Here is a 20,630-nt window from a genome sequence, read left to right as displayed (position 1 = left end):
AACGAGAGGATAGAGATGTCAGCGTGCAAATTCTATGCGCAATAGCTTAGCACTCTTCGGACAAAATCTCCGGGTTGCTTCACAAATCGTCATAGATTGAAACATAAATAAATATTCAGAGGGCGGAGCGGGTGTTCTAACCAGGGGTAGATACAGCAAGCAGAAATATTACTTACGATTAATACTTAAGGATTTGAGCCACTTTGTGAGTCTTATTGGAAGAAAAACAACAGCGTAAGGACTGAAACGTTTATGTCATATGCAGAGCGAACAGCCAACCATATCGCGCAGCCGCCTGTAGTCAATGCGGCGGTAGTTGACTACCACGATCGCGTGCGGTGGGGGCCGATTTTTGCAGGAATCGTCGTTGCCATCAGCACGCAATTGATTTTGAGTGCTTTAGGGGCTGCTATCGGGTTGAGTGTCGGTGCCGCCGGTTCGGATGCGCGTGCCGTTGGTACGGGGTTGGGGATTTGGTCAATCATCAGTTTGCTAATTGCCCTATTTCTCGGCAGTTGGGTGATGGCCCGCACCTGTGGCCCGATGAACAGTAAAACAGCCATGCTCAATGGCGCAATTCTCTGGGCGACTACGCTCGCCGTTAGTGCTTGGCTGCTCGCCAGTGGAGTGTCGGGCGCTTTTGGTGTTGTCGCCTCCAATGCTGGGGAGATCCTCAACCCGGCACAAGTTCCCGGAGGTGCTGACCTGAACGCCCCCAATATAGATGCCGTTCAAGCTCGCAACATCGCTCGCAATTCGGCACAGGCTGCTTGGGGATTTATATTCGGCTCGTTACTGGGTTTAATAGCATCCCTGATTGGAGCCTCTTTAGGAGCCAGGAAACCGCACGCTCACACCTGAACTCAATTAAGTAGGGTACTCCTTGCCCCACAGGTCAAGGTGCTGCCGGCGTCCTCACTTAATTGAAAAGCTCAATTATTAATTCAGACAGAAAGATAACATAAAACCAATCACCAATCACCTCTCAGCCATCAGCTGCCTGAGCATTGCCGGCAGCCGGTGGCTGCTCGATTTTTCGGTGCCACAGGTAAACGGCACCACCCATCAACTTCAGGTCAACAGAACTCCAGAACGCAACCAGAGACCACAAGTGTTTAATCTTAATAATTCGACATAAAAAAAGCGCCCAAAACGTGCTATGCTTTGGGCTACTGTCAAATCAATCCTGTTAATAACCTGTGCTCAACTCATTCTCTAAGATTGTCCAAAATCGTTTGGCTTCTTTGCCTAAAAATGATTATCCTGTCCTTAACACCAGCTTGTTTATGTCCATAGGGTTGAGCTATGCAATGGATAAAAGCTTGACCAGTATGAGAGATATATTCAAGCGACTAAATAGAACTGGCTATGAGCTAGATATTTCAACTTTCTCCAAAGCTAATGCGTCCAAAAGTCAAGAGCCATTTTTGAAACTTTATCAACAACTTAATGAGGAAATTTGCCGTCAAAAAAACCTCCAAAAATATGAGATGTATCCTATTGATTAAACTGTCATTACTCTAACAATTAAATTGCTATTGCTGCAAGAATACTCCCAAGTTAAGCTTGTTAGCTCCTTAAATTTAACCACAGGAGTTCCAGAAGAAAACTTAATAAATTTTGGATACGACTCTGACTACAGATATGGAAAAGAGATGTTAGCTAGTTTGCCCCTAAACGGTTTAGGGGTAATGGCTCGGGGCTTTTCTAGTTTAAAATTTTTACGGCTCGCCCAGCAGTCAAACAAGTATTTTGTCTTGCGCATACCTAACAACTACAAACTTCAATTTTCTGAAAATAAGGGGCAGTTTCTAGTTGGGACAGGCAAGGACTCAGGAATATATAGAGTTGTTAACTTTTGCGATCTTGAAAAGCTTGCTGAGTATAGATTGGTAACCAATTTGGAGCGGGCCGAAGTCTCCGATGAAGAGCTTATGGAAATCTACAAATATAGGTGGCACATAGAGTTGCTATGGAAGTTTCTTAAAATGCACCTTAAGTTGGACAAGCTGATTACTAAAAATGTAAATAGTATAGCTATACAAACAAATTTATGTTTCGCTGATAGCTTACCTGATATTAAAGATAGTAGATATTCCTAAATAATGGGGGACTACGCTACTAGATAAACTCCGCTATCTTCAATGTTGTATGTGTCAAGAAATCAGCTATGTCCACTGGATAGAACGACTTCTCTCTGGGTAAGCATTTTTACTCAGGGCAGGATAAATGTAAGCTAAAATGTAAAGTTTTGTGACAGAATTCAACACTTGTGACCAGAGACAGGATTCTCCAGACATCAGCCCGAGGTGCGATATTGAGTTTCCCTCCCGCCAGCTTGTGCATTTGCCGGCGAAAGTTTGTGTGACCGGCACCTTTTCTGCGACAATCCCAAATTGGCACGCTCCCAACGAAACCTCCAAAAAACCTCCCCTTAAAAAGAATTCTCCCGCCCCTACATATAGCTGGGAGGGTGCGTTCCCAAAGGAAACGCACCTTATAGCTAGCACCGGCTTTCAAAAAGTCCGCGCAGGCGGACTTTGTTTGTATAGCCGCGATTTCAATCGCCAGGGTTTTTAGCGCTGCCTTCCTACTGCTGTTTCTCCTGGCTCAAAAGGGCTGCAACCAGAGCGGGAGTGCCGCCAATTAAGCCCCAAGTCAGCCACCGGCTAAAATTCAACCCCTTGCGCTTCGCCACCTGAGCTGCCGCCAGCCCGATTGCGCAGTGCAGCACTAGCAACACGCACATTACCGCTAGTATAATTACTTCTGATTCTTCGCTCACCTTTGTTCTCCTCAATCACCTCACACAACCCCGCACTTTTGAATATCTCTTCTCCCACAAAGGGAGTGGGAGAACTAATCTATCTGGGCGAACAGTGCTGCCCAGTCGAGCGCCGGCGGGCGCGTTCCTTGGCTGATGATTTCAAACACTTTTCCGGCTGTCACCGGCACCTTTAAACATTCCACACAAGCCGCCGCTACGTCAATCCGGCTCGTCTGTCCAGTTAACTTGTCCCCCGTGCCGAGGGCAATTCCCAGCTTTCCGCCGGTTGTCGCCTTCAGCAGCGTATTCAAATCGTAAGACGTGTAAGGGCCATCAATCAGCCGGCCCGGTCTTATGATAGTATAAGGAAAGCCCCCAGAGCGCACCGCTGACTCCCCTTTCTGCTTGGCGTCGAGTACGCCACAGGCATTCAGCACGCTATAAGGCGGCTTGTCTTTGCGCTCAATGCCGCAGGAGGAAACTAACACAAATCGCTGCAAAGAGCGAGGAGCCGCAGCAGCGAGGTTGCGGACTCCTTCCGCATCAACTTTTTGCGGGCTATTCTTGGCTTTGGCATTGCGGTAAGCGGCATCCAGATAAATCTTTCCCCATTCTTGCAAGCGTTGCAGTCCGCTCAATTGCGGCGGAATGTCAAACTCCCACCGAGCGGAAGGAAAAGCTGTCGTGCCGGTGGTGCAGATGATAAAATCAATATCAACCATAGCCGGTGGCAGCGTTTCTGGCTGGCGGATGTCTCCCACAGAGACTTCCACGCGCTCGCCAAACATTTGCCGAGCTTTGCCGGCACTGCGCGCCAGCACCCGCACCAAAAAGCCCTTCTCCAGCAATTTCGCAACCGTTAACTGCCCAGCACCGCCGGTGGCTCCCACAACTAACACCCGCTCGGACACAGATTCCTCCTTGAACTATATCGCCTCAATACAGTTTACAGCTTCCTGTATCAATAACGTTGAGATGCTACAATCTTTAGAGAGTGTCGGGCTGTGCCGGGGCGGGTTTATTTAGATCCTTTCCTGTACAGAAAGTTTCGGGCTTGCCCCGCCCCTACAGGTAATAGGTATCTGGTGTTGGGCTGTGCCGGGGCGGGTTTATTTAGATCCTTCCCCTCGTTCCCCTCGTTCCCAGGCTCCGCCTGGGAACGCCAAGAAAGGAGGCTCTGCCTCCTTAAGTAGCAACTTGGGTTAATATTAATCTATGTTAGTTTCGCCAGCACACGCTCGTTGGAGAAGTCACTATGTTGATGCGTCAGCTCGGAAAAAACGGCCCACCTGTGCCGGCGCTCGGTCTGGGATGTATGGGGATGTCGGATTTTTATGGACCGGCTGACCGCGAGGAGAGCGTCGCAACGATTCACGCGGCTCTCAATGCCGGCATCACCTTGCTCGATACTGGCGATTTTTATGGAATGGGGCATAATGAACTTCTGCTGCGGGAGGCGCTAGCAGGGAGGCGGCGGGAAGATGTTTTCATTGCAGTGAAATTCGGTGCGCTGCGCTCTCCTAATGGCAGTTTCATCGGTTTTGACGCTCGTCCGGCTGCGGTAAAAACCTCACTCGCCTATACGCTGCAGCGTCTGGGAACCGATTATATTGACCTCTACCAGCCGGCTCGGATCGACCCAGCAGTGCCGGTTGAGGATACCGTCGGGGCGATTGGCGAAATGGTGCGAGCTGGGTATGTCCGGTATATCGGTCTGTCGGAAGCCGGTGCGGATACAATTCGGCGCGCGAACGCTGTCTATCCTATTACTTGGCTTCAGATTGAATACTCGCTCCTCAGCCGTGGCATTGAGGCTGAAATTCTCCCAACAGTCCGTGAATTGGGTATTGCAGTTACAGCTTATGGCGTACTTTCACGGGGTTTGTTAAGCGGGCACTGGTCAAAGGAACGCTCGGAAACGGCGCAGGATTTTCGCCGTCATTTGCCGCGTTTCACCGGCGATAATCTGGAGCATAACTTGTCGCTGGTTGAAGCGATTCGCACGATTGCGGAAGAGAAAAATGCCAGTGTGGCGCAAGTGGCGATTGCTTGGGTCCTGTCACGGGGGGAGGACATCATCCCGCTCATCGGTGCTCGCCGGCGCAACCGGCTGCAGGAAGCCCTCGGCGCTCTGGATGTGCGCCTTGCAGATGCGGATCTCGCGCGCATTGAGGCGGCGGTTCCGCCTGATGCTGTCGCTGGCGATCGCTATGATCCCGGTCAGATGGCAATGTTAGATAGCGAAAAGAGTTGAGACACTGCAGGGTGATGTCGCCATCAACAGCAGTCTGCATGATTCCCCTCGTTACCAGGCTCCGCATGGTAACGAGGATAACCTCCCCCCCCGATTACTCTCCATCCAAGTCGCGCAAAATCGCGTCTACCACCTGTTTTAATTCCGTCAAATTCTGCTCGACAATCCCCCAAACTCGATTCAAGTTTACCCTCAAATAATCGTGAATCAGCACGTCTCGGAACCCGGCTATCTGCTGCCACTGCACCTCTGGATGAGACGCTCTCAACTCCGCAGACAATCGCTTTGTCGCTTCCCCGATAATTTCAAAATTCCGAATCACCGCATCTTGAATCATCGGTGTCTGCATGAACGCATCTCGTCCCTCGCGCGTGTAAGATTCAATCCGCTCGATACACTCTTTAATATTGCTCAAGTAAAGGCGGTCGCCCTTCATAACGGCACTGCCTCCCGCAACACTTGCTCTCGGATGCACTCGTGCAGGGTTTCCGGCTCTGCAACATCAATTTTGCGCCCCAGCAACGCTTCCAGCGCTTGAATTAAAGCAATATAATCTAGCAAAGTCCGCTGCGGTTCGAGTTCGACCAAAAAATCGATGTCACTGTCCGCGCCTGCTTCACCCCGCGCTACAGACCCAAAAATCCGCACGTTATAAGCCCCGTGCTTTACCGCAACTTGCAAAATTTCCTCGCGGCGACTTTTAAGCAATTCGTCAATTCCCATTGTAAAACAGCCGCCCCACCGGCGCTACCATGCAATCCACCAAATAATCATATAACAAAGGTAAGATGCCGGCTTCTCCTCACCTGGGCGAAGAGACGAAGATTGCGCCGGCTTTCCTCTCACCGCCCGCCATCACCTGTCACCGGCATCGCACCGGCTTGTCACAGAGTCCACCTCAGCCCCCTCATTCCTCACCACCTTGAGAAACCCGCGCCCTATGCGCTCTATCAGTTCCGACCGGCTCAGGTTCATTTGAGCAGCCACCGCATCCAGCCCCCGCACCCCGGTTGGTGTCAGCGCCACCGCAACGTGACGCTTGACCTCATCCCAGATATCGGGCTTTCCTCTTTTTCCCATAGTTCTTTTTCAGCAACGCTTTTATTATTGTACACTAATAATAGTTTAGTGCGAACGCACTGCGTATAACAGTAGCGCTCGCCGGCCCTGCCTAAAAAGGAGGCAAAGCATGAATAATTCTAATCCAGCCCGCGCCAAGCGCACCGTTATTCAATTGGGCAATATCCCCTTGGAAGTATTCCTCTTGGAAGATGGCCAGTATCGTCTGAGTCAGACCCAGGTAGCTGAAGCGGTAGGAAAAGGCGAGCTTAACGTCCGTCAATTCTGCAAGTCAAATAGCCCGGAAGCCTTGCCATACAAGGGTTATACGCCCGTCAAAATCCCTGTTGACAAAGACCATCAAGGACGAGGGGGCACTCGCATCAACGCCATCCCTATTGACCTAGCTGCTGCTTATTGGACAAAGGAGGCAGTTGCAGGAAATGTGATAGCCGCTCGCCTTCTTGGAGCTTGTGCCGCCGAGTCCATCGAGCGCCGCGCCGACGCCCAGTTCGGCATAGACCGCACTGAGGAGGAGCGCAACCGGCGCATCGAGCTGCGGAACGAGGGCAAAATTATCCGCCGCGAATTCACCGACGCCATCAAGGACTATATCGCGCGTCATCCAGAGCTATCGGACAACCGCAAGCAGTGGATGTACGTCAACGCCTCGGAGAAAATTAACCTATTGCTATTTGGAGCGAAGGCCAGCAAGCTCCGCGAGCAGAATCACTGAAAACGGAGCGCAGCGCTGCGGGAAGGCTACACCATCCGGCAGGCAATGCAAGTAATGCAGCTGGAAGACAAGGCCATCAAATTCATCGACACCGATGACCTAGACCCGGTGGAGGCAGTCGTCAAAGCTGACTCGATTTTGTTCTGAGCGCCAAAACCCGAAGTTCTCGCAATTTGCGCGGCAGCCGGCTGTTGCGGCGCATAGGCGCAACGCCCTGGCGCTCCAAGAAAGCGGGAAGCCGCTCCCTCTTCAATAGCGCAGGAAAGGGGGAGCGCCGGTGCGGAGACTTCCCCTGCAGAGGCATCCCTGGCATCTGCAGGCACCGGCTCCCATGCCGAGGCATTTCTCTCGTTCCCAGCCTGAGGCTGGGAACGCAATCTGTCGGCTCAGCCGACTTTCAACGGAAAAGCAGGTTAAAAGCCTAACAGCTTAATCCCCATCAAGCCTCTTTACCCGCCATATTTGTCGGCCAAAGATAAATAGCGCCAGAAATCAAAGTCAGAGCCACACAAATCCAGAAAGCAACCAGAGACGGCACTCGCCAGACATCAGCCAGAGGTGCGATTAACAGTGACACCGCCACAATTTGACTGACAGTTTTCAGCTTTCCCCAGATATTCGCACCGGCAATCGAAATTTGATTAACCCGCCAGCCGGCAATCCCCAACTCCCGCCCCAAAATCAAAAACACCCCCCACGCCGGCAGCTGTCCCAGTTCCACCAGTGCCAGCAGGGGAGCCAGAACCAGCAACTTGTCCACCAGCGGGTCGAGAAACTTGCCCAAATCCGTGATTTGGTTGTACTTCCTAGCCACATACCCATCCAGCCAATCCGTGCCGGCAGCCACGATAAAAATGGCCAGACACACCCACCGCTGTGCCGGTGTCGGGCTGTGCAGGAAATAGAGCAAAAAGGGCACTCCCAAAAGGCGGGAGACAGTAATCCAGCTAGCAAGAGTCATCGATCGCAAACCGCGCACCACACTTACCAGCTTACCTGAAAAGCTCCGCACCGGCACCTCCCCAGAGCGGGAATGCCGGCGCAGAGCTTGCCTGAGCCACCCAAAATCTTACAGCGAAAACATTCAAGCACCCCATTAAAGCGCTCTCCGGTTAGCAAGCACCATTTTTATTCAAAATAACCTCAATTGTTTTGAAAATCAGCCTCAGGTCGTACACAACAGACCACTTTCTTTGATAATCCATATCCATACGAACGATATCTTCAAAGTCTTTCACAGACGAGCGCCCGTTGGCTTGCCATTCGCCCGTTATCCCCGGCTTGACATTCAAGCGCTGCCAGTGGTAGTTGTTATAGAACTTCACTTCATCCGATGTTGGCGGACGGGTTCCCACCAAGCTCATATCCCCCACCAGCACATTCCAGAATTGCGGGAACTCATCCAAGCTCGTGCGGCGCAAAAACTTTCCCACCCGCGTGATGCGCGGGTCGTTTTCATTCTTGAAGATGTGCCCATTGGCTTGATTGGGGACCAGATGCTTCAGTTTCTCAGCATCCACAACCATCGACCTGAATTTCCAAATCCGAAAACAGTTCCCCTGATAGCCGCAGCGAATCTGGCTGTAGAAAATCGGGCCCGGATCGTCCAGCTGAATAGCGATGGCGATGGGAACCGCCAAAAGAGCAGTTATCGTCACCCCTATCAGTGCGCCCAAAACATCAATTAGGCGTTTGATTTTGCTCTTGATAGAAGGATGCACCTGTTGCTCAAATGAGAGCGCTTCTAATTTGCCATCAACCACAGAAAGTTTGCTTGCGAAGTAACTGGGTACGTCAGAAGTAGTAATCACGGCTCTAAATACTTACAGATCAGTTGGCTTTTCTGTAAAACATTTTAGGGGATTTCCCCCATAGGTAGCGCGCCCAAGTAGAGAAATTTATTGAATCTTTGCAATTCCCAGCCGTTTTGTAAAGTTTTCATGTTTTTGTCCCGACGAGTAGATGCTACGGCTCAGAAAAGTTACTGCACCTATGGACAGTGGACTTACTCTCTGGTCTTCTCCCACCCACGACCACCAGTCTCATGGTACAAAGGCTATACGCTCCCATGTTGCCAAATTGCCAAAAAGTTTTTTAGATCATTTCCGCTTAATTGCTTTTCAAAAGCAAACGGGCGTCTGCGGTATAAAACTTATAAGCTATAAGCTTTTATTCTTGAATCCGTCTAAAAAATCTAAAGTAATCAAACGGAATTTATATTATTTAACAGAGCGCGGCCCTCGACGCCTGCAGCGGGAGCCATCTCCAGGGGGAGGGTTGGGCATCGGGCGTGGGGCATTGGGCATCGGGCCAGCCCCTACAGGGATGAGCGTCCCGCAATTGTGTAGCGCCCTCCTAGGGGCTCCTTCGGAGCAGCTGCGCTCTTGACAGGAGGGGGTTGGGGGGGTTCCGCATCCGTGTCGCGCCCCCCCTGAACTTTCTCACAGAGGACTCAAACCAAATCAACCGTGAGCGGTTCGTCTAATTTTTGGGAAGTGCCCGCCATCAGCTGGCTCAAGTAGTGGCGCAGCCGCTGGCACTGCTCGACATTGGGGCGGTAAGTGCTATCGTCTTGTTTGTAGAACAGGGGAGCCGCATGCAGTCCTAGAACGTCAGCATTTTCCCGGAACTCAGGAGTCAGCAGCAAAGCCAATGCGGGATCTGGACGAATCCAGACGGGGAGATCGCCTTCGAGCACAGCCAGGATGCGGTCGAAACAAATGCCGGTATTAATCCCCCTGAGTTCCAGCAAGCGCACAATCTCCGCCACAGACAGCGGTCGGTCCGGACAGCACCGCAGCAGCTCCAGCAGCAGAAAGCAGTCGCTGTAGTGCAGGCTTTTGACATCGAACACTTGGGGGTGGAGGGGCAGCGTGGCCAGACCGTAGGCCACACGACTGCAAGCCGGCGGGCGATCGCTGGCGTAAGTGTCCTGAATAATCGTGGCGTTGGGGAGTTTTTGCCGCAACCAGCGGGCGATAGCCGGTAGTGTTGCCGTCCCACCCGTACACAGGGCTTGGTCGATCGCTTGCACCGGCACGCCGGTGTGGCTGAGCAGAGCGTTCAGCTCGCGATTCAAACGCTGCACGAACGGCACAAACACCCGGCTTTCCAGATCCCTGCGAGTGCAAACCCACCTTTGGCTGCCCAGTTCCAAAGTAAAGCGCTCTTGGTGCTGCAAAATTAACTTCAAATGCTTCGCCGCTTCCAGAAGCGCTTGTCCCTGAGACGAGCTGCGCAATAGCTGCTGCAATCGATAGCGCTTCTGCAAGTCGGGTTCGCCCGGTCGCGGCAACTCTTCTGCCGGCAGAGCCTTCAAGGGAGCCAGACTTTTGCCTTTCTCTCCCAAAAGCAGCTGGCAGATAATATCCAAATCCATCGCATCCCCGGCATACGGAAAACTGTGACAGCGGAAAGACTCGTGGCTTAAATTTTGCAGGTTGTCCGGCAAATTCACTAAACAAAGTTCCGTCGCCGCCGCACCGGCACTGATCGCCAAAGTCACCCCCAGCCAGTCCGCCTTAAAAAGATGGAGTTTTTGGGAAGAATTTCCCGAAACCGTGACAGTTTCCCCAGAAGCCCCTCCCAGAACCGACAGCACAGCCGCCAGCGCATCCTCAACGAAGACAATTTGCTCCGCACGCCCCACCAGCCTGGCCGCCAGCACCGCTTCTCGCAGATTAAAACTGTAGCTATCTGGCCAAGAGACGTTGCAGCTCAAGATCGCAGCGGCCAAACTCCCCATCGCATTGCTGAAAGCTGCCGGTTCGAGCCCCGCAGCTCCAGCGCTCATAGGGGATTTGCGCTCAAAGCGCCCGCTCCCCCCCGCGACCGAACTCCCCGGCTTCAGGGTGGCCAGCAGCGCCCGCGCCGCATCTGTCAGGCAACTCACAGGAATCAGGTGCCGGTCTGACCACTGCACCCAAGGCTCCCACGGGTTGGGCCCCGACTCAGCCTCAGCCCCCGCCCCGGCGGAAGTGCCGGCAATCGCCACCTTCAAATAAGGCTTGAAATTCTGCAGCAACAGCCCTGGTTTCTCCTGAGGCCCGGTGCCGGTGGCCCGCCCAGCCTCTGCCACTGACCACTCACCGCCAGCCCCTGACAGAGAAGCCACACAGGGCAAGCGAAACGAGCGCTCTTGCGGCTTCCCTGACTCTGGCTGTTCCCCTTCCACCCAGTAGATAGGATACACCTGCAACGTTTGGCGATTCAGCAGCGCTGCCGAAATGCCGGTGCTGCCAAAGTCAATTCCCAAATACCAGACCTTTTCTGAGGGTGAGCCCTCAGAGGGCACCCCTTGTGGGGAACCGCTGCCGCTCTTCCCCTGAGATTGAGCCCGATCGAGGGCAGCGCCGGTCTCGCTCTCGCTAGGGACCAGGGATGGCGCACCGGACCGGCCAGATGCCTGTCCCGGAGTTTTCCCACCGGCAGCGCTTGAGGCTTTCTGCCGGATGCCGGCAGTATCTTCGTGCCTCCCCAAAGCCGGTGCGGCTGTGGCCGGCTCAAGAAAAGCCAGCAGCTCAGCCGCCCCTAAATCCTTTTTTTTTTCCTCTGTCCCCGAGTCGGGGGCGGGGGGTTTAAAGGGCTGCTGCGCCCACGGCTCACCCAGCGTCGGGGTGTCCTCACCAAAGCCGGCAAACAGATCGTCGAGATCCGTTGCCCGCATATCTCCGGTGGCGTCCGCATCCAGCGTTCCCCCAGACGGCTCGAATAAGTCCACCCCCTCAAACTCAGAGGGTGACGGCTCCTCTCCCGTCAAGCTAGCAAACAGGTCGTCGAGCGCCGACACGTCCCGGCCTCGAGCGGGGCTTTCCCCCCCAGCCTCCCAATCCAAAACATCCTGTGAGTCCGCCTCTTCCCAAGAGTTGAAACCCCTTGCTGGCCCTTGAGCTGGCCCTGGGGCCCGCTGCCCCTTCCGCGCCGCCTGTTCGCTATCGCCCATCGCTAATTCCATATCGCTAGGGCTAATGGCTGCCGGCAAGGGCGGTGCCGTTGCCTCCGTCAAGCTGGCAAACGCTTCTTCGAGTGTCATGGTGGGCGTGTCCCCTAAAGGCGGCGGTTCTGGCTCTGGCGTAGCGGAAGCCAGGTGGGAGCTTTCTCCACAGAGCTCAGCCAGCCAATCCTCTGCGCCCGACTCGGTTGGGGCTGACTGTGCGGTCGATTCTGCTACCGGGGGGGAAACAGTTCTGCCAGCTGAATCCCCGGAGCGGGGCTCAAAGGAAAGATCCTCCCGAAGCTGCTCGAGGGTGCTGTCATCTATCCAGAAGGCAGGCAGCCGGCTCCCTTCCCCCTCTTCAACCGTTGGCAGTAAATCCTCATCCGGCGATGCTGGGATATAGCTGTCTGTCTCCCACGTGAGAGCGGCAGCAGTCTGGTTTCGATCCTCCCCGCCCTTTGCCCCATACTTGTCGGTCGCCGCGCCCGCCTGAGGGCTGAAGGCCAAGTGCTGGCTGCTCTCTCCTGCCTCTGGCTCTCCGAAAAGCTCGCTCAGGGATATGTCATCCTCGCTGCCGGTACTGCTTGCCCCAGGTCGGTCCCTGAGAGCATTTGGCACTTGACTAACTGACTCTTTTGTGCTACTCTCCTCCGGCTCTGCTGCTGTCTCCCGGAATAAATCTGCCACCCTGAGGGAGCCCGTGCGAATGCTACCGTATGAATCCTCATCAAATAAAAACGCTTCCAGCGACGGGGTGACAGACGCCACAGATTGCTCTTCCTGGGGTTCCTGTGGGGCAACTGCCGCCGTGTCCGCAAATCCCTCAAACAGTACCTCTTCAAACAGAACCTCCGGCGATCCGGTGGCAGTCTGCCCTGCCGGCGCTGTGGTGGCGGGGGCGTCCTCCGCCGCAAACAGACTGGCATAAAGCTCGTGGAGATCTGGCGAGACGTCGGCAGAGGCCCCACCGGCACTCAACCGGGCTGGAATGCTGCTGGCCTCAGCTGGCTCGGATGGGGGATTGCGCTCGGCATTGAGCAGATCGAGAACGGCATTGAGATCCTCATCCGGAGCCAGCTCTGGTGGGGCTGGCGCAGCAGTTGCCCCCACGTCCAGATTGAGCAGGGTTTCGATCTCCGCCGTTTCCATCTCCGCCGCGTCAGCTTGGCCCACACCAGCCACCTTTGGGGCCGATTCTTGCTGGGGCGGAGTGACTGTCGCTGCGGCTTCTGTGCTGGGTTTTTCCGGTGTTTGCCGGTCGGAAGCCCCCGTGCCGGTGGCCTGAGTGCGGTTGGCGGCGGCTTGCTGCTGCCGTTTGCTCTGTGGGGCCGGCTGTCCGGAAATAGGCTGTTTGAGCTTAGCCGCACCGGCGCGGCGGCTGGATTTCACCGAGCTCTCCGGGTCGTGCGTTTCCCCTGCAGCAGCCGGTGGCAGGTTTTTTCGGGACTCGCTGCGGTCGGTTTCCGGGATAATAAATTCCGGTGCCGGCGGCGGGGATATTTCTGCTAGCTGAATTCCGGGAACAGGATTGAAACTTTTGTCAAGCCCTCGGGCCAAAGACTTCTCATAGCTGTGAATATTCCGCAGCAGCGCTTCAAACATCACCTTGAGGGTGGAGTCGAGTGTCAGTAACAGCTCGTCGCTCTTTTGCTGCAGCAGCCGCATCCGCTCCAAGCGCTCTTGCGGGTGCATCTGGCGGCTGGCGGAGGCGAACTGCAGGGACGGAGTTGAGGTTGAGTAGCCCGCCCCTTCCAGCTGGGATTGCCCTAAAGGACGCGATTCATATCCGGATAAAAATTGCTGCTCCAGATGGCCCAAGGTCTGGGCCACTTGCTCCGTCAAGCTTTCCTGCAAGCGCCCCATTAACGCCTGCAAAAATTCCGAAATAATTTGCTGCTGGGAAGCCTGTTGCTGAACCAGAGAGTATTGGTGCTGTCGCTGCGCCTCGAGCTGGCGAATTTCTTTGAACAGGGCGTCCCGCTGCTGATGCAGGGCGGCCAAGTCTGCCTGCAGTGGCTGCGCCAGGGCAGAGCGCACAGATGCCATCTCTGAGGCAACCGCTTGCAGCAGCTGCCCTGCCCAAACCGGCGTTTCCAGGGAGGGGACAGCCGTCCCCTGCTCGATGGCAGCGCCGCGCAGATTTTGATTCGTTTTCGGTTGCAGAAAAGACTCGTCCGCACTCACCTGGCCCTCCAGCCAGACGAGATAGTTGCGAATTCGCGTCAGGAGCCGGCGAAAGTTGGCAGTATCTCCCATCCAAGGCAGGCGGGGCGCTGGTGCCGCTAGCGCTCCGTCAATGTCGGAGATAAGTGCTTGAATTTGATCCAGATGGGAGCTCATAGGTTTGTTTGTTTCAATCCCCTTCCCGGGATTGAGCTCTTGAAAAAAGTCTTCTGCCGCTGGGTGATTTTATTATACAGTTATCCTCCAAACAGCTCCCCCTTTAACCCCCCATCCCCCCCCGTGCGTGGCGGGGGAACAGATAGAGCATTGATTTGAAAACCGCTCTCCTGTGGGATAGCACCGGCCTGTGGGCAAAAGCTGCCACAATGGGGTTGGGCGCACGCCGAGAGCGGTCGCCATTCCAGATCCGCAATCACAAACTCTTTGAGCTATCATTGCGGTGGCTTTTCTGGTGAAAAGCGCTTTGCAGGCAGGTTGCTGTTAGCAGCAGCCAGCCGGTGGAAGCCCACCCCACCCCAAAAGTGCTCGGGCGCTTTTCAGCCCGCTGCCGGTGCCCCCCTGCGCTCTGGCAGGCTGGAAACATACCCGCGTCAAGGCTCCTGTAGGATCTAGATAGGTTTGTCAGGAGCGTGCGGGTGCTGCCTTTGAAGTTGGCCGGCCACCTGGGATGCCCTTGTTGAAACGCGCTCAGCCCTTCCCCATCCCGCCCGCCGCACTCTAGAACTGAATCCATCCTCAAGAGCGTTTAGGATATGAAGGCCCCATGGACGAACGATTTAGCCTCCGCGAGCCCCACTCCAGTGTTGACCAGTTGATTCGCTCTACCCCTTTTTTTGCCGGCCTGCCAGAGGATATTGTGGAAAAGGCCACTGCCCATATTGTCAGCCGCAGCCATCCAGCGAATCAGGTGATTTTGCTCGAAAATGACTGGGGCAGTTCGGTCTACTTCATTTTGGACGGCTGGGTGAAGATTCGCACCTACAACCTGGATGGGAAGGAAGTGACTCTCAATATTCTGGGCAAGGGAGAGCTGTTTGGCGAGATGGCGGCACTCGATGAGGTGCCTCGCTCAACGGATGTGATTACTCTCGCTCCTACTGTGATTGGCAATTTGCCAGCTCAGGATTTTGTCCAGCTGATTCACACAGAGCCCCTGGCGGGCATTCGGCTGGCTCAGCTGATGGCCCGGCGTCTGCGTCAAGTCAACCGCCGCTTGCGCTTGCGGGAAGCAGACAGCACTTCGCGAGTGGCTGATATTTTACTGTTTCTGGCGGAGGGCCAAGGAAAACAGTCCCCCGAAGGTCTTGAAATTCCCAATTTGCCCCACCGGGAGTTGAGCAGTCTCAGCGGACTGGCCCGAGAAACGGTGACGCGGGTGCTAAGCAAGCTGGAGAAAAAAGGGCTGATTCAGCGGGAGCGCGATGTTCTTTGCATTCCCGACTTGCACGCCCTAGAGCGCCTGCTGGTCTAGCGGTCGGGGGCTCGCTCTCCAAGTGAAGCCATTCCCTCTCTCTCAATTGTCAAGTATTGTTATGCGGCTTCAGCGCTGACCTCGGACTGCGCTAAGGTTAGGGTGGGGAAGCCCTCCACCCCCCCCGCAGGAGGCTGGCACCAGCAAGCGATTTGCCACCATATACTAATCTATGCTATACTTTGCTCAAGACAGCCACCCCAACCCGAAAACCAAAGGCGGGTAGTTGCTCTGAAAAGTCCAAAACAGCTATCTAAACCCGAAAACCAAAGGGAGGTGGCTGTGTCTGCTAAATCGCCTTAAAGCCCGAACCCCAAAGGCAAATGGCCTTTAGATTTGATTGAGACAGCTTCTTTCTCAAAGGAAGTCACTCTGTCTGGAGTTTGGACGTTGTGCTCGCGGGTTCCCTGCGGGCATGGGTTGATACGCCTTGGCCAAAAGAAACTCTTTTGGCTTATGTATTTGCTGACAACTGTTAAAGGTTGTGAGCAAAAATGTATCGGAAGCTATGAGTTTTAAAAAGATTCTCGTTGCCCTAGATGACTCGGAATTGAGCAAGTCGGTTTTTACCCGCTCGCTGGAGATGGCTTTGGCGCAAGGTTCCAGTCTGATGCTGTTTCACGGCCTGACTTACGAAACCCTCGGCGAGCCAATGGTGGCGATGCCGGTGGAGCTGGGCCTGTCTCCTGCCGCTGTCGATTACACTTTCCAGACTCAGCACCGGCTCGTGGAAACCCAGATACAGCAGGCGCGGGAAATGCTGGGCCGCTACTGCCATACCGCCACCAGTCAGGGCGTGCCGGCAGAATTTGACTGCAAGATTGGCGAAGCCGGTGAGTTGCTGTGTCAGTTGGCCAAAAGCTGGGGAGCGGATCTGATTGTGGTGGGACGCCGGGGGCGCACGGGACTGGCAGAAGCTTTGCTCGGCAGTGTCAGCAACTATGTCACGCACGGTGCTCCCTGTTCTGTGCTGGTGATTCAGCACCCGACCGCGCCGGAAGTCTCGCCCATCTCTGCCGGTCCCGCGACTTAGCCGGCTTTGAATTCTTAGATGGCAGTTTTTGGATTTTAGGCCGCGATTGATTAAAAAACCGCAGATGAGCGCAGATAAACGCAGATAATGGTAGATGTCGGCGTCTGTCGCACTGGCGTCCGGGCTCCGGCTCGGAATGGTCTGCGGCTGTCTTAATCCGGGCGGGCCCATGTCGGCTGCCCTAGAATCTGCATGAGCAATCCCCAGGGAGAGGGCTTTTCGCCTGAAACAGCTAGTGCCGGTAAAGCTGAAAACCAGCTTCCCTCACCGGCAGATGAGCAATCTGCTGCTGAGCCGGTCAGCAACCGAGATCAGTCAGATGCCGGTGAGTGGATACCGGACGATGACCTCAACCCACCGGCAGCGGCGTCCCCTCCGACCGGCTCGCCACCTGTTTCCGACGGGCGCGTGAGGGATGTTGCCCCTTTGATTGTGGTGGAAACAGCTTTTCTGGCCAGTACCGCCAGTCTGATTTGGCTGATCAATTACTATTTTCCCCTCGGGCCGGTGCTGCGGATCTTTTTTCCCGTTCCCATCGCGCTGGTTTACCTGCGCTGGGGACCGCGAGCCGCCTGGATGGGGGCGCTGGTTTCTGGGTTGCTGCTCGCAGTGCTCATGGGCCCGACGCGCAGTATCCTCTTTGTCATGCCTTTTGGCCTCTTGGGGGTGCTCCTGGGTGGGCTGTGGCGGCGCGGTGCCAACTGGAACGCCTCTATTTTTATGGGCTCTCTGGTGGGCACTTTCGGGGTGTTTTTTCGCATTTGGCTGCTCTCAATCTTGCTGGGTGAAGACCTCTGGGTTTACCTGACTGCTCAAATTACTGAATTGACTGAATGGATTTTTGAGCGTCTGGGTTTGCTCGCTCAGCCAGAATTGGCGATGATTCAGGCGATCGCTCTTGCAGTTGTGTTGCTCAATAATGTGATTTATTTGTTCGCGGTGCATCTGGCTGCTTGTCTGCTGCTGGAACGCCTGGGCAACCCAATTCCGCCACCCCCACCCTGGGTGCAAGTCCTGCTAACTGAGGAATAGGAGTTAAGAGTTAGGAGTTGGGAGCTTAGATTTTGAAGTTAGGAGTTAGGAGTTAGGAGTTAGGAGTTAGGAGTTAGGATGGGGGATTGGCTTTCCCCGAAAACCTAACCCCAAATCTCCTAATCCCCTAATCTCCTAATCTCGGCCCAAATCCCCACCGATCAGATTTTAAATTTTCGATTTAGGATTTTGGATGTTGAATTTTGGAGGCTGGATTTTGGATAGGGGATTAATTGTTTTCCTCAATGCCCAATGCGATGATGCCCCATGCGATGATGCCCCATGCCCCATACGATGATGCCCCATGCGATGATGCCCCATGCCCGATACCCCATGCCCTCAACCGAAATTGATATGATTCGCGTCTACACCCAGCTCGAACTTGGGCAGCGGTGGCTGCAAAAGTATCGGGGAATCAAACCGGCATTCGCGTGCATTTTGGGATTCACGGACACCTGTTTAATTCCCGGGATTTCAGCTGCCGGCGCAACCCCAGAAGCAAGGCGGCGCACGGCAATTGCGGACGCCGAGTTTCTCTGCAGTGGGCCGGTACCTTGTCCCCAATATCCTTTACCCCCCCTGTGTGCGGGAGTATCGCCGGTGCTGATTTCCCGCGCCGTTGTCGAGGCTTTAGATATCCCCGTTTACCTGTTCAATGCGGGTTTGCCGGAAGCGCCGGCAGTACCGGCAATAAATTTGGGCGGCGCACCGGCACGCTGTCTCACCACCGGCACCGCCTTGGAACTGCCAGCAGTCAAACACCTGCTCGCGCAAGGACTCAGCTGGGGCGAAAAGCTGGCGAATTCATCCGGATATTTAATCGTCAGCGAGTGCGTGGTGGGAGGCACCACCACCGCCCTAGCGATTTTAACCGGCTTGGGCGTGCGGGCAGCCGGTAAGGTGAACAGCAGTCACCCGAGCTGCAATCACGCACAGAAGTGGGATGTCGTGCGTTCGGGTTTGCAGCGTGCCGGTTGGCTCGATTTGGCGGTGAGAGATGCCGGTGAGGAAGCTGCTGAAAATCCAAAATCCAAAATCCAAAATCCAAAATCCCCCGATCCCCTGCAGCTGGTGGCGGCGGTGGGAGATCCGATGCAAGTGGCAGCGGCGGGGATGGCGATCGCAGCTAGCCGCACCGGCGGCGTTTTGCTCGCCGGCGGCACGCAAATGCTGGCGGTTTATGCGTTAATTGAATCTATAGCCTGCCGGTATTCCCTGCCCTGGCGTCGGGAAGAAATTGTGGTGGGAACCACTCGCTGGGTGGCGGAAGACCCCACCGGCGACACGGCTGGACTGGCGGAAGAGCTCGGACCGGTGCCCCTCATGGCTACCGGGCTGAGTTTTGCCGAGTCTCGCTACTCGCAGCTTATAGCATACGAGCGCGGATATGTCAAGGAAGGCGTGGGTGCCGGCGGGCTGGCGATCGCGGCGAGTCTCTACCGGGGTTGGAACCAATCCACACTCCTGCACGCTATTGAAGCGCTAGTCGCAAGCGTTGCGGCTCGCTCGTAAGCGAGCAGCGCTTTGGCGTAGCTCCGGAGCGATGAGTGAATAAGTATAGCAACAGACAGCTCAGTAATGGACAAGGCATCTCACTTGCTAGTAGGGATAGGGTCGGAGGGAACGCAATTCCTACGTCCGTGCCCTAAGTGGCTACTGCTACCTTCACCTCCGCTTGCATCAATTTTGCATAACAATCCTTATGAGGGCGGGCTTCTCCGAGATATCTGCCGGTGCGCTGTGTGAAGTTTATGGAGAGGGCATTTATAAAGAAAAAGTGAAGCCACAGCCAACCGGGTTTCTTATGGTGGGGGAGCCGGAAGAACGAGCGCCCTCCTGCCGCAAGAGTTCCGGTTTCTGGCCCCCAGTCGGGCTTAACAATTACTTTATAAAAACGCTCTTAGGCACATCTGCTTAATTCAAAACTCAGCACTTAACACCGCTCGCTGCTCACTGTTTCAGTGAATTCTGCGAGAGAGTAACTGTTCTTCGAGCGCTGCAATCCGGTTGTAGGCGGCAGTTAGCTGTGCGGTCAGCCGCTGGATTTGAATTTCTGGCGTTAACTCTTGCTCAGCACTGTGAGCGGTCATTTCATAGCGGGTTGTATCAACCAGCACATCTTTATGTTCCAGGAGCATATCGAGCCCGTTGTGGTTTGGATGGTGATATCGCCCGACACTCAACCCAACCTGAGACATACCGTTCTGGCTGGTAGCTAACTTGCGTTCGGACAGGACTTCGGCTATCTTGTTACTGAGATCCTCAATGATTTGGTACAGCGCATCGAGCTTGTGACTCAACATGCTTACTTGCGTTTGCAGCGATTCCATCATTAGCCCCTCTTTGCAGAACTCCTTTCTTCTCCATCTTAGGAAGGTGCGGGCGCTAGCCGGACTAATTTATGGATTATTTAACCTTTGAGAGCATTTCCGATGTCTGCCTCAATCCCGGAGGAAAGCTGGGAGCCCGAGGCCGGTCAGGCGTGCGGGCTCTTAGCAGCGGGGGGCTTCCTTTGGGAGTCGCTGCGGTCGGTTTCGGGCACAGTCCATTCCAGCGGCGGCGGGGATATCTCTTTTAGGTGAATCCCGCCAACGGGATTGAAATGGCTGATTCCACCACTGCAATGAGCTTTTCCGATACATTTTTGCTATCAATTGCTGTCAATTGATAGCAAATACATAAGCACAGGAGGCTAGCTCGATAGCCAAGGCGTATCAACCAATGCCCGCAGGGAACCCGCGAGCACAACCTGCAAACTCCAGACAGAGTGACTTCCTTTGAGAAAGAAGCTGTCTCAATCAAGTCTAAAGGCCATTTGCCTTTGGGGTTCGGGCTTTCAGGCGATTTAGACACAGCCACCTACTTTTGGAAATCGGGTTTAGATAGCTGTTTTGGACTTTTCAGAGCAACCACCCGCCTTTGGTTTTCGGGTCGGGGTGGCAGTTTTGAGCAAAGTATAGCATAGATCAGCATATGGTGGCAAATCGCTTGCTGCTGCCAGCCTCTACTGTCAGTGCTGCGCACCTCCGACCGGCTAGGGTTCAGGCGCAACAGCCACCTCCAGCCTCAACTGTTGAGCTGGAGCTGCTTTGGCAATTTCTCGATCCTGCAGATATATTAAGAAAAGTAACAAAGTTGACATCAAACCCGGGCGACGC

General features: G+C 54.6%; 19 protein-coding genes and 1 pseudogene. 9 read left to right on the top strand and 11 right to left on the bottom strand.

Going from position 1 to position 20,630, the window contains the following annotated elements; genetic code table 11:
- Window positions 1-252 precede the first annotated feature (252 nt).
- Window positions 253-861, top strand: coding sequence for a hypothetical protein (locus tag OSC10802_RS0111550; RefSeq protein WP_017716925.1), 609 nt, complete (start codon window positions 253-255; stop codon window positions 859-861).
- A 124-nt stretch (window positions 862-985) separates the two neighbouring features.
- On the opposite strand, the gene OSC10802_RS55555 is transcribed toward OSC10802_RS0111550, so the two are convergent.
- Window positions 986-1,111, bottom strand: a complete 126-nt coding sequence (locus OSC10802_RS55555; protein ID WP_017716924.1) for a hypothetical protein — start codon at window positions 1,109-1,111, stop codon at window positions 986-988.
- Between the two features lie 88 nt (window positions 1,112-1,199).
- Here OSC10802_RS55555 and OSC10802_RS46150 point away from each other — a divergent pair.
- A pseudogene (locus OSC10802_RS46150) lies at window positions 1,200-2,205 on the top strand (IS4 family transposase).
- A 385-nt stretch (window positions 2,206-2,590) separates the two neighbouring features.
- On the opposite strand, the gene OSC10802_RS49530 reads toward OSC10802_RS46150, so the two are convergent.
- The gene (locus OSC10802_RS49530; RefSeq protein ID WP_155967583.1) at window positions 2,591-2,785 is read right to left on the bottom strand and encodes a hypothetical protein; all 195 of its coding nucleotides are present in this window, start codon (window positions 2,783-2,785) and stop codon (window positions 2,591-2,593) included.
- Window positions 2,786-2,859: 74 nt separating this feature from the next.
- Complete coding sequence (locus tag OSC10802_RS0111525) at window positions 2,860-3,678, bottom strand: SDR family oxidoreductase (protein WP_017716921.1); 819 nt, start codon at window positions 3,676-3,678, stop codon at window positions 2,860-2,862.
- A gap of 344 nt (window positions 3,679-4,022) precedes the next feature.
- Between OSC10802_RS0111525 and OSC10802_RS0111520 the strand changes: the two genes are divergently transcribed.
- Window positions 4,023-5,021, top strand: coding sequence for an aldo/keto reductase (locus OSC10802_RS0111520; RefSeq protein WP_026098386.1), 999 nt, complete (start codon window positions 4,023-4,025; stop codon window positions 5,019-5,021).
- Between the two features lie 94 nt (window positions 5,022-5,115).
- Here OSC10802_RS0111520 and OSC10802_RS0111515 read toward each other — a convergent pair whose 3' ends face one another.
- From OSC10802_RS0111515 to OSC10802_RS39750, 3 genes are all read right to left on the bottom strand, one after another.
- The gene (locus OSC10802_RS0111515; RefSeq protein ID WP_017716919.1) at window positions 5,116-5,457 is read right to left on the bottom strand and encodes a HepT-like ribonuclease domain-containing protein; all 342 of its coding nucleotides are present in this window, start codon (window positions 5,455-5,457) and stop codon (window positions 5,116-5,118) included.
- A complete protein-coding gene (locus OSC10802_RS0111510; RefSeq protein WP_017716918.1) occupies window positions 5,454-5,744 on the bottom strand; it encodes a nucleotidyltransferase family protein in 291 nt (96 codons plus the stop codon). Before OSC10802_RS0111510 ends, OSC10802_RS0111515 begins: the two co-directional genes overlap by 4 nt.
- A gap of 132 nt (window positions 5,745-5,876) precedes the next feature.
- Window positions 5,877-6,101, bottom strand: coding sequence for a hypothetical protein (locus OSC10802_RS39750; protein WP_017716917.1), 225 nt, complete (start codon window positions 6,099-6,101; stop codon window positions 5,877-5,879).
- A 109-nt stretch (window positions 6,102-6,210) separates the two neighbouring features.
- Here OSC10802_RS39750 and OSC10802_RS39745 point away from each other — a divergent pair, with 109 nt between their 5' ends.
- Complete coding sequence (locus tag OSC10802_RS39745; RefSeq protein ID WP_017716916.1) at window positions 6,211-6,816, top strand: hypothetical protein; 606 nt, start codon at window positions 6,211-6,213, stop codon at window positions 6,814-6,816.
- Window positions 6,817-7,255: 439 nt separating this feature from the next.
- On the opposite strand, the gene pgsA is transcribed toward OSC10802_RS39745, so the two are convergent.
- From pgsA to OSC10802_RS39735, 4 genes are all read right to left on the bottom strand, one after another.
- Window positions 7,256-7,777 (bottom strand): CDP-diacylglycerol--glycerol-3-phosphate 3-phosphatidyltransferase, encoded by a 522-nt coding sequence (gene pgsA, locus OSC10802_RS0111490; RefSeq protein WP_017716914.1) that lies wholly within the window; start codon window positions 7,775-7,777, stop codon window positions 7,256-7,258.
- A gap of 151 nt (window positions 7,778-7,928) precedes the next feature.
- Entirely contained in the window at window positions 7,929-8,579 is a 651-nt protein-coding gene (locus tag OSC10802_RS0111485) for a sugar transferase (RefSeq protein WP_017716913.1), read from the bottom strand.
- A gap of 689 nt (window positions 8,580-9,268) precedes the next feature.
- The gene (locus OSC10802_RS44270; protein WP_017716912.1) at window positions 9,269-14,092 is read right to left on the bottom strand and encodes a hypothetical protein; all 4,824 of its coding nucleotides are present in this window, start codon (window positions 14,090-14,092) and stop codon (window positions 9,269-9,271) included.
- Window positions 14,093-14,348: 256 nt separating this feature from the next.
- On the bottom strand, window positions 14,349-14,669 hold the full coding sequence (locus OSC10802_RS39735) for a hypothetical protein (protein ID WP_044170077.1): 321 nt from the start codon (window positions 14,667-14,669) through the stop codon (window positions 14,349-14,351).
- Between the two features lie 30 nt (window positions 14,670-14,699).
- Here OSC10802_RS39735 and OSC10802_RS0111470 point away from each other — a divergent pair, with 30 nt between their 5' ends.
- The 4 genes from OSC10802_RS0111470 (at window position 14,700) to cobT (ending at window position 18,984) form a co-directional block, all read left to right on the top strand.
- Window positions 14,700-15,407 carry a Crp/Fnr family transcriptional regulator gene (locus OSC10802_RS0111470; protein WP_017716910.1) on the top strand — a complete coding sequence of 236 codons (708 nt, stop codon included), beginning with the start codon at window positions 14,700-14,702 and terminating at the stop codon, window positions 15,405-15,407.
- Window positions 15,408-15,915: 508 nt separating this feature from the next.
- Entirely contained in the window at window positions 15,916-16,440 is a 525-nt protein-coding gene (locus tag OSC10802_RS0111465) for a universal stress protein (protein ID WP_017716909.1), read from the top strand.
- 192 nt (window positions 16,441-16,632) lie between these two features.
- Window positions 16,633-17,472 (top strand): DUF2232 domain-containing protein, encoded by an 840-nt coding sequence (locus OSC10802_RS0111460; RefSeq protein ID WP_017716908.1) that lies wholly within the window; start codon window positions 16,633-16,635, stop codon window positions 17,470-17,472.
- Between the two features lie 354 nt (window positions 17,473-17,826).
- Window positions 17,827-18,984 carry a nicotinate mononucleotide-dependent phosphoribosyltransferase CobT gene (gene cobT, locus OSC10802_RS0111455; protein ID WP_017716907.1) on the top strand — a complete coding sequence of 386 codons (1,158 nt, stop codon included), beginning with the start codon at window positions 17,827-17,829 and terminating at the stop codon, window positions 18,982-18,984.
- 446 nt (window positions 18,985-19,430) lie between these two features.
- On the opposite strand, the gene OSC10802_RS0111445 is transcribed toward cobT, so the two are convergent.
- Window positions 19,431-19,775, bottom strand: a complete 345-nt coding sequence (locus OSC10802_RS0111445; protein WP_232731664.1) for a hypothetical protein — start codon at window positions 19,773-19,775, stop codon at window positions 19,431-19,433.
- A 98-nt stretch (window positions 19,776-19,873) separates the two neighbouring features.
- Between OSC10802_RS0111445 and OSC10802_RS49525 the strand changes: the two genes are divergently transcribed.
- Window positions 19,874-20,050, top strand: coding sequence for a hypothetical protein (locus tag OSC10802_RS49525; protein WP_155967581.1), 177 nt, complete (start codon window positions 19,874-19,876; stop codon window positions 20,048-20,050).
- Window positions 20,051-20,630: the final 580 nt, after the last annotated feature.

Source organism: Kamptonema formosum PCC 10802, from assembly GCF_000332335.1.
In the GTDB taxonomy this organism is placed as follows: domain Bacteria; phylum Cyanobacteriota; class Cyanobacteriia; order Cyanobacteriales; family Oscillatoriaceae; genus Oscillatoria.
This window is presented reverse-complemented; position numbering and strand designations above follow the sequence as displayed.